A 14,533-nucleotide genomic window follows, 5' to 3' on the forward strand; every position below is an offset into this window, starting at 1 on the left:
CTCCTTATTTTACGACTTCCGTGTCAGCCGCATTGCCCCACTCCGCCCAAGAGCCTTCATATGGACGAATATCGGAGAACCCGAGTAGTCTCAGAGTGAAGTAAGTGTGGGACCCGCGCACGTTCGTTTGGCAGTACGGGACGACCGTTTTGTCCTGCACGATGCCGATTTGATCGAATGCCGCTTTCAAATCTTTGTAGCTTTTAAATTTCGGTACGCCGTCCGCCCCGCTCGCGTCGATCGCATCGCTCCATTCCTTGTTGACTGCTTGATCGATATGTCCGCCTTTCTGGGACCGAACGTCTTCTCCCGTATACTCCTTGGCTGAACGAACGTCGAGCAGCACGCACTGCTGTTTGTTCAATTCCTTGATTTGGTCCTTCGTAGTGACCAGCTTATCGTTCGGCTTAGCGACAAAATTGCCTTTCGTCACCGCCGGCTTGTCGGTCGATACGTCTTTGCCCGCGGAAGCCCACGCTGCGTATCCCCCGTTGAGTACTTTCACTTTGTCTTTGTGTCCGTAATATTCCAGTGCGTAAAATACGCGCGTCGCATTCAATGCATTGCCCTCATCATACAGCAGCACCGTCGTGTCGCTGTTCACGCCGAGACTCTGGAACAGCTCGGTGAACGGCTCGGTCGCCAGGATCGTATTGTTCTTGGCATCTTTAAGCTGACCGGAGTTTAACGCGATCGCGCCGGGAATATGGCCTTGTTCGTAACCTTTGGCGCGAACGTCGAATATTTTCACTTTGCCATCCTTGGCATGCTCTTCCACCCATTTCACATCCGCAAGCAGCTGTGCGTTCGGATACGTATCGGACGTTTTCACCACCGCTGCCGATCCGTTCGTCTTGGCGTCCCCTGCATTCACCGCTGCGGGTGCCTCTTTTTTACCGCAAGCTGCAGACAATACGGCCACAGCCAATAAGGTTACGGTAATCCATTTGCTTTTCATTGATGTTTCCCCCTACAAGTTGAAAATGAATGATTGCTTTCCTTCCCGATTCCACTGTATAATATCATTAATTCCGATAGAAATACAATGATTATTTTTAGAGTCCATGAAAATGTTGTTCAAGTTAGGAGAGCCTGCAATGAATACGTACAAAAAAGGTTTACTCGTTGCCGCATCGCTAACCGTCTTGTTAAGCGGATGCGCCCTGGAAACGAAGCAGGAGGCGGAACAGCGCCTGCACGGGAAGTCTGTGAACGCCGCCGAATCCGCGGCAGCCAATCCGCCGGCGGCCGGCAAATTGACGAGCATCCAGTTCTACGTCCCTTCCGAGAAAGAGAACAGCATCTCCGTCATCGATGTGGTCTCCGGCAAGGTGGTCGGGAACATCCCGGTGTCGGAATCCCCGTCGACCGTCATCTTCTCGAGTACGATGCGCGAAGCTTATGCGGCCAATCAGCACAGCAGCACGATTTCCATTATCAATACGCAGACGTTAAAAGTCGTTAAGGAAGTGCCCGTCGGCCCCATGCCGCACGGCATCGTGCTTTCCCCCGATAATAAAACGTTATATGCGGCAACTGTAGCTGATCAGTTTATTTATATCGTCAACACGAAGGAAGGGAAAGAGGCGGGAACGATCGATCTGGGCACCGGCGCCAAAACGAATTATGTTGCCCTGCTCGGCGACAAGCTGTATGTCAGTGACCATGAGAACCACAAAGTCTACATCGTCAACGTAAAAACGAAGACGGTCGAACGCACCATCGCTACCGGGAAAATTCCGCGCGCTGTCAAAGTAAGCGACGACGGGAAAAAGCTGTACGTTCCGACGGCCGGCGACCACGCCCTTGAAATATACAATACCGCCGACGGCAAGCTGCTTGGCAAAATCGACGTGGCGGACGGAGCGACGGATGTCGTCGTAAGCGATAATGGCCAGACCGCGATCGTCACGGGAATGGAAGGCAACGCCGTCACGTTTGTGGACTTGCAAAGCAATAAAGCATCGAAGACGATCACCGGTCTGCCGGGCGCCAAGCATATTTCGTTCAACCGGCAGCAAACGAAAGCGTATGTGACGCTCAGCGGCTCCAATCAGGTAGCTGTGATCGATACCGAGAAACAGGAAGTCGTCGACCGGATTACCGTCGGCGCGCAGCCTCACGGCATCCAACTTAAAGCGCTGCCCGGCATCGGCGGCAGCTGCTGACTGCGGGCGGGGGAACGGGTATGATGCGTAACCGGATTATTGCCATGATCATTTTGTTATTCGCCGGAGCGACCGTATATTTGAATATGTTTCAGTCCAAAGACGCAGCGAAGTCGGCGGATACCGCGCCCCAAGCCGGCTATCTTGCGCCATCCTTCGAGCTGGCCTCGCTTGAAGGACAGCCGTATCGCGTGGGCGGGAGCCGGGACAAACCGCTGCTCTTGAACTTCTGGGCTTCGTGGTGCGGACCTTGCCGGCAGGAAGCGCCGGATCTAAAAGCGCTGTACGATCAATATAAAGACCGGCTCGACCTTTACGCCGTGAACGCTACCCACCAGGACACGATCGCGGATGTGAGGGAGACCGTCAAAGAGTTCGACTTCCGCTTTCCGATCCTGCTCGACCCGAAAGGAGACGCGACCGGCTCATACCAGGTGCGGGCCATCCCCACAAGCTTTCTGATCGATAAAAGCGGCAAAGTCGTCGACGTGCTGTACGTAATGGAACGCGAGCAATTGGAGCAAAAGATAAAGAAACTGATAAGCGATTGAGTTATGGTAATCATCCATTCGAGAAAAATGCAGAGAAAACAAACAGCCTGACGGAGTGCTTGCGCAGCGTACCCCGTCAGGCTTTTATTATTACGAATTCATTGCTGGCGCCGTGTTTCCTACTTTAAAAATTGCCCGGTTGAAAAGCAACCGTCCCCGTCGCGGCGTCATATACTCCGTTCTTCAATGCACGAACCTTGCCATTGTCATCCAGCACATAAATGACAATCTTTTTCGGGTCCTCCCCGTCCTTCAGCACGTATGGAACGGTCACCCGTACATCGTTGCCGAAGCCGCTCACTTCCCGGCCATCGAAGCTCAGGCCAAATTCATACACCGGATGACCTTGTATTTCCTGCTTTTCGCGGTGGCTCAGCAGTGAAATATTAGCCAGCGCGATCTTCACCTGCACGCTCGCTGCGCCGTGATCGATATTTTGCCGCTTGAACAAGTCGGGATCGATCGCAATCTGCGCGATCTCCGTCCGAATACCGATCCGGGAAGCAGCTCGTTTCTCGGCGTCAAATACGAACGAGGCCGGAATATTCGCCTGTACCGAAACGGCGGCTGGAGCGGAATGAACGTTGATCTCAATCGCATGGGTTCCCGACCCTGCCGCAGCTTGCTCCAAATCGGACAGCTTGATGTCCGCGGTAACCCGGCCTTGCCCGTCCGGGATGACGTAGCGGTCGATCGTCCCGCCGTTTACCTTCGAGGCGACGACTTGCATGACGATGCTGCCGGTGACCCCTGATCCGTCGCGAGCCGCGGCAATCACCTTGACGGCCCCTTCCGCCAACCCGCGCAGCACGCCGTTTGCGTCGATGATAGCGGCGACCGTTGACGTATCATCGGCCGGACTAACCGACCAGGCGACCGATCGGTCGGATGCACTTGAAGGCGCTATGTCGGCGTTCATCTGCAGCGTCCCGCCTACAGGCAGCCATTCCGCTTGAGCGGTTCCCTTTACGTCAATGGCCGTAACAAGCACCGGCTTAATCGTCACCATCGCGCCGCCGGAAACGCCGGAGCCGTCCATGGCGGCCGCCGTAACCTTTACTTTGCCCGGAGTCTTGGCGTGCAAAACACCTCGGGCGTCGACGACGGCCAGGTCCGTCGCCGAGCCGTCTTCCGCGGTGACCGACCAGCGAAGCGACTTGTTTGTGGCAGCCGCCGGCGCAACGACCGCGGATACCGCGAGATCGCTGCCAGCCGCAACCTCCGTTGCGGTTCCGGAAAGATCGATCGCGGTCATTGGAATCGGGATCCGCTTGAGCTTAGGTAGCTGCGGAGCGTCCATCCCGTCGCCAAGGAAAAAGCTTGGATGCGGCGGCTGGTTGTAGCCGACGTTTTGCCATGCGACTGCAAGGCGGTACTGCGAATCATCCATCAGCGTATACAGACGGTGGTCCGTCTTATCCGTCGTCGTATAGATGCGAAGAGCGCTGCTGTCCTCCGTCCGCCATACGGCTTCTTCCCGCCAGTCCCCGAATAAATCCGCTTGCAGGTTCGGCGTGCCTTTCGTCGTGTTGTTCGAATAGGTGCCGGTAGCCGTCAATATTCTAACCGGCTTATTATTGATGTAATCCCATTTGTCGATTTTGCCGACGCCTGCAGCGATGCTGCTGTTATACGTGTGATCCAGCAGCTCGCGGAGCAAATCGCCGTCCCACCAAATGCCGAAGTTGATCGAAGGCGTGGAGCTGCCGATTTTTTCCCCTCTCACGCTATTCAGACCGACGCCGTTGGAGGCCCATACTTCCTCGCCCTTGTAACGCGGATCGATATCGGCGGACATTCCGCGTCCGGTATCCTGGCCGGTGCTCAGGCCCCATAAAGCCTTGCCGCTCTGCGCGTCGAACACAACGGCTCCGTAGGGAGAATCGGTATGCTCGTCGACTTTGAACACTTCCAGACCGGGCCGGCTCGGGTCCAGGTCGCCTACGTGCAGCGCATCCCCATGACCAAAACGCGTATTGAACAGCGGCGTTCCGTCATCGTCCAGCGCCATGGCCCCGTAGATGATTTCATCCTTGCCGTCGCCGTCCACATCCGCGATGGATAACTGATGATTCCCCTGCCCGGTATACTCGCCATATCCCGGATTGTCGCTGTCGAATTTCCATAGCTGGCTTAGCTGTCCGTTGCGCCAGTTGTAAGCGGCCAGTACGGTGCGCGTATAATAACCGCGGGCGAAAATGACGCTCGGCCGTTCGCCGTCCAAGTAAGCGACGCCGGCAAGGAACCGGTCCACGCGGTTACCATAAGTATCGCCCCAGTCTGCGACTTTGCCGCGGGGCGGATCGTAGTTCGTCGTAGCTAGCGCCTTGCCCGTCGCTCCTTCGAATACGGTCAAATATTCGGGGCCGGATAAAATATAGCCGCTGCTATTGCGGTAATCTTTGCTTGGGTCTCCGATCGCGACGCCGCTTCCGTCGATGGTGCCGTCGGCCGTTTTGAACATGACCTCCGCTTTGCCGTCACCGTCCAGATCAAAGACCATAAATTGCGTGTAATGCGCGCCGGCGCGTATGTTTCGTCCAAGATCGATGCGCCAGAGCAGCGAGCCGTCCAGTTTGTAAGCGTCCAAATAGACGTTGCCGGTATAGCCGCTTTGGGAGTTATCGCGCGAGTTGGACGGGTCCCACTTCACAATCAGTTCGTACTTCCCGTCCCCGTCCAGATCTCCGATACTCGTATCGTTGGCGGAATACGTATACGCCGTTCCATCCTGCGCAACGCCTTCCTGCGGCTTTTGCAGCGGAACGTCCAAATAATTTTGATTCCATACGCCGAACGGTTTCGTTCCCGGCTCTTCTGCGCCTCCCGTCACAGCCCGCACTTCATATAACGAATCGGCTGTGCCTTCCGCGTCCAGGTAGTTGGTCACCGCAGTAATAGGCGCGCTGCTGATGAGCTTTCCGTCCCGGTACAATTGGAACGCGATATTCGCCGGATCGGTACCGAATAACCGCCAGCCGATATACACGCCTCCGTCCACTTTCACCGCGACCGGACTGCGATCCAGCGTTTCCGCTTGCCGATACAATACCGTTGCGGCCGGCACGTTCAACACATCGGACGGAGCGGACAATCCGCCGGGACCGACTGCCGCCACCTTATAAAAATAAGGAACGGTCGTAAATACTTGCGTATCCGTGTATTCATTGCCCGCCGAGCTGCCCGCTTTGACATAAGGGCCGTCCAGAGACTTGGCGCGATAAATGTAGTAGAGGCTGGCACCCGGAACCGGTTCCCAACCAATCGTAAGCTGCTCCTTCGAGATGCCTTTGAGCGAAAGCCCGGTCGGCGCTGCCGGAACCGGAACGGACGCGTCTTTAACCGATACCGTAATCGGCGCACTGGCTACCGATTCGAGCTGCTCGGCGGTCAGCTGCGTTATTTTGTATTGATATGTACCTGCCAAAGCTACTCCTGCATCTATGTATGAAGTGCCGGCCACGCTTCCGATTTTCGCGAAGTCGTTGTCATTGTCTCCGGTCCGGTATAGGTTATATCCGGCGGCGCCGTACACTGCATCCCAGACCAAGCTGACCGAAGCGGCCGGCAAATAGGTCATAGCCGTCACCGTCAGTCCCGTCGGGGCGTTCGCCGGCGCAATCTCAATGGCATTTACCCGGCCGTTATTGGAAAATTGAAACGTCATTTGTCCGTCGATGAGACGAATCGTTTTTGTTAGAGAACTGAAATTGCCCGTGCTCGAGCTCAGCGTGCCGTACGATACGCCTTCGATCTTCACGTCCGTTTTATTGGAGGCAATCAAGTCGCCCGCGGTCACCTTGACGGAATAATCCCCGTTCGGAAGGTCGACCATAAAGGAAAAGCTGCTGCTAATGACAAAATCCCCAAGGAGCGGGTCACCCCCGCCGCGGTCGCGAAAATCAACCGTTTTATCCAGCCCGTAGCCTCTGGAAGCCGTATAAAGCGTCGTATTGGACACTTTGCTGTAGCCTGCCGCCACCGGGCTTGACTCCGAGCCGAAATCGAACTTTACATTTTGGGGTACGGCTGCCTCCGCCCGATCCGCGCTCATAAGTCCAAATCCGCAGACGGACGATACGACGATCGCCGCGCTGAGAAAAGCGGATAAGTGCGCTTTCCATCTTTTGATCAATCCAATCCCTCCCGCACAATCTCCTTAAAAAAAGTAAGCGTTTACATTTTGGGGAATGAATAGCCCCCTCTCATACGAACTCCATGCTGCCGGACAAATGAAACGTAAGGGAATCTGAAACCTATATCAGCGATGGTCTCTTCGTCATTTGCGCAGCATCTTACTTAAGAGTAAGTATTTACGCCGGGCATATCAATCTTAATATATGAATCGATTGTCAATATTTGAAACAACCTGACTGCGAATCCCATTCCTTCGGCACCAATTGCAAATTCGAGCTGCAGTTGCTGCCTGTTGTTCGGATTATGATATCGTACGAATCGATGAGAGGTTTTACAAACCCGGTACCTGCAACCGCAGTACGTTTATCGGCTCGCCGACCAGACTGGTTACGCCGTTCCAATGCTATGCATTCCACATGCATATATGCTTGCCTTAATGATATGCACCGTACGATTATTTTTGCCGCACACCCTCAAACGCAGGAGACCATATTCATTCACTCCGGTGCACAGCATCATATCGTCTCTCGCCAAGTCATAAGACTCGTCGCCGTTAACGGTTACGGTGATCTCCCCGTCTACACAATACAAAGCTTCCGCTGATTGGCGAAAGCGTTCATTGCCGAAATGCAACGGGAGCGAAGTCTCGGCATCGATGCGGACAGCCTGAAGCGCTCCTTCGCAGCCTTCGGTCATCATCAAGTTGAAATTGCGAGCTTTTCCTATACTTCTTGTCGTCCATTCTCCGCTGTAGCTGTCCTGTTCGAAAGGCGTTAAATGTACCTGATACCGTCCTACGTGTTCAAGTGTCATTGCTCCGTCCATGACCATAGTTATTCTCCGCACACCCGGCAGCGGCGTGAACAGGGAAGTTTCCGCTTCAACCGTTGCCGTGCTGATCCTCCACGCAAAATTGCGTTTCGCATACCCCGCATTGGCAGGAGAAATGGCAATTTCGGTTGTGGTTCCTCCCGACCAGGAACGGGTTACGTGGTCCGCTTTTCTATACATTCGCATTGAGTAAGTGATACGCATCAACGCCTTTCGAATAATTTCCCACACGTTCAGTATGGCTCGCGGAAGTTAACGAGCCAAACCGGAAGCGACCGATCGTTTCCTGCATGAGATGCACAGAACGGCCTTTCCGTTCGAAAATAGTTTGACTAACGATAACTTGGGCTAATCCAACTATTGGCTACGCAAAAGACCGTCTGTTGCCGTGCAGTAGCGCTGGCCTTATTATTCGGAGGGGAATGGCCTTAAATTATTGGGATAAGATTCATGTTGTGCAACTAGACAACTAGACGTCACGCTTCTGTTCCCTTCGTTTTAAAATATGGCCCATGAAACTGAGAATGGTCATGGCGGCAACTCTGACCGTCACTCCTGCCGGATCGTACTGAGGCGCCACTTCGACGAAATCGAAACCGACAATTTCTCCTTTGCGGGTCAACGCTTCAAGGTATGCGTTCAGTTCCGTGAACGATAATCCGCCCGGCATCGGCGAACCGGTCCCCGGAGCAACGGAAATGTCCAGCGCATCGATATCGATAGTGACATAATACCGCTCCGACGCGGGGATTCGTTCCATCACCCCGTCCACGCCGAGCTCCCGGGCTTGCGAAGCGGTCACGATGACGCTTCCGTATTCCCTCGCATCGTCGAAATCGACTTTACGGCTGCTGCCTAGCCCCCTGATGCCGATTTGCGCCATGCCCTGAATATGGTCCATCTCCGACATGCGGCGCATCGGACTGCCGTTGCCGTATCGCTGGCCGCCCGGGGCATCCGACCAGTCCAGATGCGCATCGAACTGAACCACCGTCACCGGTCCGAGCGTGTCCAAGGCGCGCGCCGCCGGGATCGAGATCGAATGGTCGCCGCCAATGACGACCGGCGTTGCGCCTTGTTCGATCATTTTGCGGACGGCCCACTCGATGTTGTCGAAAGACCCCTGAATATCGCCATTAATAATGTCCGCGTCGCCGACATCAATGATTTTCCAGGGAGCGGCAAGATACACTTCATCCCGCTCCGGATCATAGAAACCCGCATCGCCACGGCCGTATTGGGTCGATGCTTCCCGCACGCGCCGCGGTCCCAGCCGCGTTCCGCTCAAAAATCCTACCCCCAAATCGTAAGGAACACCCAAGATCGCCATGTCGGCTTGCAGCTCGTTCAGGTCGGTGCAGATCGGATACTTGGCAAACGAACAAATGCCGGTAATCGGCGAGTTTACTTTGCTCACGACCTTACACCTCCGCCCATTTGGCGAACAACCGGTCTACCCGATCGACGATTCGTTGTTCCCGAACCGTTGTGACCCGTCCGTTCTCGACAATGACCTTGCCTGCTACGACGACATGCGAGATCGCATTCGGCTGCATGGAATACACCATATTCGCGAACAGCTCGTTTTTAGGAGCAAGCGACAAATCGTTGATATCCAGAGCGACGAAATCGGCATGCATCCCGATTGCAATCGTCCCGACAGGCAGCCGCAAAATGTCTCCCGCCCGCTTCGTGCCCATGTCAAACACTTGCTTGGCCGTAACGCATGTGCCGTCCAGACGCGCCACCTTCTGCAGCAGCGAACACATGCGCATTTCTTCGAATACGCTGATCCGGTTATTGCTGCACGCTCCATCCGAGCCAAGCGTAATGTTGACGCCGGATTGCAGCAAATCCGGGATACGCGTAATGCCGTCGGCGAGAATCATGTTGCTGGACGGACAATAAGCGAGCGAGCAGCCCCGTTTCCCGAGCAGTTCGATCTCCGAATCGTCCAGCCACACGAGATGAATCGCGATCATCCGCTCGTCGAGCACGCCGAGCGAGTCCAAATAATGCACCGGGCGCAGCCCGTAGTCGCGCAGCGTCTCCTCGACCTCGAACATTTCTTCCGCGACGTGAATGTGGAACGGGGTGTCGAGCTCCTGCGCCAAGCGGTGTCCCGCCTTGATCATCTCAGGCGAGGCGGCATGAGGACTGTGCGGCGCTGGGTGTACCGTCACCATCGGATTGCCCTGGTATTTGACCGCCAGCTTACGCGTCCGGGCAACCGCTTCGTCGACTGTCTCCCTGTACGCCATCGGAGCGCCTTCCCAATCGTACATCGTGCTGGCGAATACGAGCCGGATGCCGAGGTCGTTCGCTGCGCGGATCACCGCTTCGTTATGCGCCGTCCCGCCGTTATGCACATAGAAGAAGTCGCTGACGGTCGTCACTCCGTAGCGGAGCATCTCGCCGAAAGCCAGCAGCGCTCCGGTATAGATCGCTTCTTCGTCCAGAAGCGGGGTATAGCGGTACAGCGCCTGATCGCGCCATTCCAGAAACGGCTTGTCGATGGCGATGCCGCGCAGCAAGCTTTGAAACGAGTGGTTATGCGAATTCACCGTTCCCGGGACAATCGCTTTGCCGTCCCATCGAACGGTTTCTACGCCGGGATAGCGCACCGCGATCTCCTCTTGGGAGCCGATGTCTATGATTTTGTCATGCTTGACGACAACCGCCTGTTTCGGTACAAATGCGTCCTTCGTATATACATAATCCGCTGCAAATATTCGTTCCATAATTAACCTCCCGAAGCTCGTAGTCAGTATGCGTGCGGAACGTCCCTATTATTGTGTTATTCCAGCGCTTGGTCGAGCGCTATAATGGCGTGCAACAACACGTTGGCCACTTTCTCGATATCCGCCAACCGGCTTTCTTCCTCCGGACAATGGCTTTTGCCGTCAAGGCTCGGCACAAACAGCATGCCCGACCGCGACAGCGCCGCCATGTGCGTCGCATCATGCCCGGCCATGCTACCCAGGTCGAGCGTTTCAAACCCCAGGTCACGCGCTTTCTCCCGGCAAATGTCGATCACTTCCCGATCCATTGCTGCCGGCGCTTGATCGAGCAGAAGCCGGCGCTCCGCTTTGCAGTTTCGACTGCGCTCAATCGCAGTCAGCCGCTGCTGCCAGCTATCCAAAACTTCCTGGATTTCCTCGCGCGTCTTTCCCCGGATCTCCATCGTAAATACCGCCTTCTCAGGGATGATGTTGGCCGCATTCGGGTAATTGACGATTTTGCCGACCGTGCCCACCACTTCATCGGCGGGATGGCTGCGGCAAACAGCTTCGAACGCGAGCATGATCTCCGAAGCGGCCATAAGCGCATCGTTCCGGTCGTTCATCAGCGTCGTTCCTGCATGATTGGCTTGACCGTGAACGGTCACTTCTTCCCTGTAAATGCCCGTAATGGCCGTGACGATGCCTACCGGGATATCGCGTTTCAACAAGCGCTTGCCCTGCTCGATGTGAACTTCCAGAAACGCAGCCAGCTGCTGCGGATCGCGCCGGGACTCCTCGAATCGCTCCGGGTCCCCTCCGGCGCTGCGCAGCGCCTCGTCGATCGGCCTCCCTTGGTCGTCGGTGACGCCCGCGAGATGCTCCCGCTTCAGCTTGCCCGTGACCGCCCGGCTGCCGAATGTCGACAGTCCGAACGGGTTCGGCTCTTCCGCGCTGAACGAAACGAGCTCCAGCGGATGGCGCGTCCTTATTCGTCGCTCTTCGAGCACCTGCATCACCTCCAGTGCGATCAGCACGCCGAGCGCTCCGTCGTACATCCCCCCGTTCGGAACGGTGTCGATATGGGAGCCGAAGGCGATGACCGGCAGCGACGAATCGCTCCCTTCCCGTCTTGCCCATATATTGGCGGCCGGGTCGACGCGTACATCCAACCCCAGATCGCCGAGCTTTTGCTTGAGCCAACCTCTAGCCGCCAGCTCTGCCGGCGTAAACGTCGTACGGTCCAGTCCGCCCCTTTCGTTGCGACCGAATGTTCCAAGCTCCTCGAGCCGTCGCTGTAACCTTTCGGGATCAATGTGCAGTAATTCCATAGGATGCCGCTCCTTCCTGAACAAATAAATATTAGTCCACTGTTACTTACCGGATGGCCGGCCTCGCAATCGAAAATCCGGAAAGGTCAAATCCGGTTTCGCCGCCTATCGCAAGTTGGCTTATGATTTCGCCTACCACGCTTGCGAATTTAAAGCCGTGACCGGAAAAGCCGCCGGCAATGGCGACGTGCGCATACTCAGGATGCCGGTCGATCACAAAATGTTCATCCGGCGTTAACGTGAACAGACAAACTTTCCCCTGTTTGAGCGTCCCGGCCGCTTGCGGCATATGAGTTTCCAAAAACCGCCGCACATCGCCTTCGTCCTCGGGGTATGCTCCGAATTCGCGGTCGACCTGATCCGGGTCGGTCCACTCACCGGCATCGTTGCGCCCGAGCTTGACCCCGCAGCCGTCGAAGCTGGGGAAGCCGTAATACCGTTCTTTTTCCAGATCGAAGATGAACGCGGGAAACCGGCCTTCACCGTACAGCGTTTCCTCCGACTGAAACCAGGCGACGGTTTTGCGTACGGGCTGCAACGGCAACTTCAACGATGCCAGCAGCTTGCCGATCCAGGCGCCGCTTGTGACGATCAGCCGGTCGGCGTGAAAGACGCCTTCCGCCGTATACACGGACGCGCCGCTCGTATGAAGCTCGACGCGGTCCGCCGGCGTGTCGAAACGCACAACCACTCCCGCCTCGATGGCCAGCCTGCGGTACGCACGGATGCATTCTTCGCTGAACAGCACGCCCGAGCTCGTCTCGAAGCTGCCGAAGAAATGCTCCGGTATGCGGATACCCGGCCACCGCTGCATGATTTCATCCGCTGACAGCACTTCCAAGGGCAAATGATATTTGTTCGCGCTGGCGATCGCTTCTTTGATGAATTTCGACTGCTTGCTCCCAACGCCGAGAACTCCCGTTCGGCGGAACAACTTCTGGCCGCTCTCCCGTTCGAGCGCTTCCCACAGTTCTTGTGCCCGCAGGGCAAGGGGAACGTATTGCCGGCCTTCGCCGTAAGCGTGGCGAATGATTCTCGTATCGCCGTGATGGCTGCCGTATCCATGCGGCGGATCAAACGCATCGATCAGCAGCGTGTTCACCCCTTGCTTCGCCAAGTAATAACCGGCTGCCATCCCCATGGCGCCGGCGCCAAGTACGATCACTTCATAATGAGCTGACATGCTGCGTGCCTCCCGGTGTGCAACTGTTACATGCGCAAAGCATGTCAGTTGTCACGTGTGTGGATAAAATCATATTACGCGCGCATTCCAGACGTGCGGCCGCAAGTCGCCACCATGCGGCTGCCGAACCGCTGCAGTTACAGGACATGCGCCTGCTGCTCCAATACTTGCCTTAAGAACAGCCGGGTTTGCGGGTGCGACGGGTTCGTGAAGATGTTCTCCGGGCGGTCTTCTTCGATAATGACGCCGCCGTTCATCACCACGACCTTATCGGCAACTTCGCGGGCGAATCCCATCTCATGGGTTACGACGACCATCGTCATGCCCTCCTGCGCCAAAGTTCTCATCACTTGCAGCACCTCGCCGACGGTCATCGGATCCAGCGCCGATGTAGGTTCGTCGAACAGCAGCACTTTCGGTTTCATCGCCAGCGCCCGTGCAATGGCGACACGCTGCTTTTGCCCGCCCGACAAGCTGGACGGCCGTTCATACGCCTTTTCCTCCAAGCCGACCTTGCGAAGCAAATCGAGCGCCAGCCGGTCCGCCTCCTCCCGCGATAAACCTAGCAGCGAAACCGGCGCCATCGTAATATTTTGAATGACCGATTTGTGCGGGAACAAATTGAACGACTGGAACACCATGCCGACTTCCCGGCGCATCCGGTTCAGTTCTTTTTGCGGCATCTCGCGGACTTTGCCGCCGACGACCTGGCGCCCGATCGGCTCATTGTCGATTCGGATTTCCCCTTGGTCGAACGTTTCGAGGTAGTTGATGCAGCGCAGCAGCGTGCTTTTCCCAGAGCCGGAAGGCCCCAGAATAACGACCACTTCTCCGCGGTTGACCTGCAGATCCACGCCGCGCAGTACGTGATTGTCGCGAAACGATTTATTGAGTCCGGTGATCCGTATCATCGTAAATCATCTCCTGTGCTTAATCGTTTTTCGAGGGCAAGACCGATGACGCCAATGAGATTATTTACCAAATAGTACAAAATAGCGATCGCGATTAGAAACTCCATCGTTTTGTACGTATCGGCGATCATGAGATTCGCCTGCCGGAACAGCTCGACGACGGTAATCGTCGATAATAAGGATGAGTTTTTCGTCAAGGAAATGAGTTCGTTGGTCATCGGCGCGAGCATGCGGATGACCGCTTGCGGAATGACGATTTTGTACATCGTTTGCAGGTGTGAGAAGCCAAGCGTTCTTCCGGCCTCCATCTGGCCTTTGTCGATGGATTGAATGGCACCCCTTATAATTTGCGAAGCGTAAGCGCCGCTGTACATGCCGAGCGCAATGACCCCCGACACCCAGGGTACCGTATCGATGCCGAACACGATCGGAAGACCGTAATATAATAGAAACAATTGTACGAGCAGCGGCGTTCCGCGGAACCAGGAAAGGTACGCCAAGGAAATCAACCGGATGACTTTCAGCTTCGCCATCTGCCCGAACGAAACGATTGTTCCGAGCATGAGGCTGACGGCAAATCCGGCCAATGTATAAACGACGGTCAGCCACAAAGACTTTAATAAAAGGCGAATGTTGTCCCAATGTCCAAGTACGGAAAAATCAAAGTGCTGCATCATGCTCCCCCCTCTCGTTTTACCGCA

General features: G+C 55.8%; 11 protein-coding genes. 2 read left to right on the forward strand and 9 right to left on the reverse strand.

Going from position 1 to position 14,533, the window contains the following annotated elements:
* Positions 1-4: 4 nt before the first annotated feature.
* Positions 5-958, reverse strand: a complete 954-nt coding sequence (locus ACFQI7_RS08140) for a sulfurtransferase (protein ID WP_218098786.1) — start codon at positions 956-958, stop codon at positions 5-7.
* Positions 959-1,097: 139 nt separating this feature from the next.
* Here ACFQI7_RS08140 and ACFQI7_RS08145 point away from each other — a divergent pair, with 139 nt between their 5' ends.
* Together ACFQI7_RS08145 and ACFQI7_RS08150 are read left to right on the forward strand one after the other, a co-directional pair.
* Positions 1,098-2,168: a YVTN family beta-propeller repeat protein gene (locus ACFQI7_RS08145; RefSeq protein WP_218098787.1), complete on the forward strand. Its 1,071-nt coding sequence runs from the start codon at positions 1,098-1,100 to the stop codon at positions 2,166-2,168.
* A gap of 20 nt (positions 2,169-2,188) precedes the next feature.
* Positions 2,189-2,719: a TlpA family protein disulfide reductase gene (locus tag ACFQI7_RS08150; RefSeq protein WP_218098788.1), complete on the forward strand. Its 531-nt coding sequence runs from the start codon at positions 2,189-2,191 to the stop codon at positions 2,717-2,719.
* Between the two features lie 124 nt (positions 2,720-2,843).
* On the opposite strand, the gene ACFQI7_RS08155 is transcribed toward ACFQI7_RS08150, so the two are convergent.
* The 8 genes from ACFQI7_RS08155 to ACFQI7_RS08190 all read right to left on the reverse strand — a co-directional run bounded on the left by ACFQI7_RS08155 (position 2,844) and on the right by ACFQI7_RS08190 (position 14,509).
* Positions 2,844-6,851, reverse strand: a complete 4,008-nt coding sequence (locus ACFQI7_RS08155) for a rhamnogalacturonan lyase family protein (protein ID WP_329958228.1) — start codon at positions 6,849-6,851, stop codon at positions 2,844-2,846.
* A 392-nt stretch (positions 6,852-7,243) separates the two neighbouring features.
* Positions 7,244-7,873: a HutD/Ves family protein gene (locus tag ACFQI7_RS08160; RefSeq protein ID WP_218098790.1), complete on the reverse strand. Its 630-nt coding sequence runs from the start codon at positions 7,871-7,873 to the stop codon at positions 7,244-7,246.
* A gap of 283 nt (positions 7,874-8,156) precedes the next feature.
* Entirely contained in the window at positions 8,157-9,104 is a 948-nt protein-coding gene (gene speB / locus ACFQI7_RS08165) for an agmatinase (protein ID WP_218098791.1), read from the reverse strand.
* A gap of 4 nt (positions 9,105-9,108) precedes the next feature.
* Complete coding sequence (locus ACFQI7_RS08170; protein WP_218098792.1) at positions 9,109-10,428, reverse strand: amidohydrolase family protein; 1,320 nt, start codon at positions 10,426-10,428, stop codon at positions 9,109-9,111.
* A gap of 56 nt (positions 10,429-10,484) precedes the next feature.
* On the reverse strand, positions 10,485-11,738 hold the full coding sequence (locus ACFQI7_RS08175; RefSeq protein WP_218098793.1) for a Zn-dependent hydrolase: 1,254 nt from the start codon (positions 11,736-11,738) through the stop codon (positions 10,485-10,487).
* A 46-nt stretch (positions 11,739-11,784) separates the two neighbouring features.
* Positions 11,785-12,921: an N-methyl-L-tryptophan oxidase gene (gene solA / locus ACFQI7_RS08180; RefSeq protein ID WP_218098794.1), complete on the reverse strand. Its 1,137-nt coding sequence runs from the start codon at positions 12,919-12,921 to the stop codon at positions 11,785-11,787.
* A 137-nt stretch (positions 12,922-13,058) separates the two neighbouring features.
* The gene (locus tag ACFQI7_RS08185) at positions 13,059-13,832 is read right to left on the reverse strand and encodes an amino acid ABC transporter ATP-binding protein (protein WP_218098795.1); all 774 of its coding nucleotides are present in this window, start codon (positions 13,830-13,832) and stop codon (positions 13,059-13,061) included.
* Positions 13,829-14,509 (reverse strand): amino acid ABC transporter permease, encoded by a 681-nt coding sequence (locus tag ACFQI7_RS08190; RefSeq protein ID WP_230414898.1) that lies wholly within the window; start codon positions 14,507-14,509, stop codon positions 13,829-13,831. Before ACFQI7_RS08190 ends, ACFQI7_RS08185 begins: the two co-directional genes overlap by 4 nt.
* Positions 14,510-14,533: the final 24 nt, after the last annotated feature.

The sequence above is a fragment of the Paenibacillus allorhizosphaerae genome (assembly GCF_042659105.1).
GTDB classification, from domain to species: domain Bacteria; phylum Bacillota; class Bacilli; order Paenibacillales; family NBRC-103111; genus Paenibacillus_G; species Paenibacillus_G allorhizosphaerae.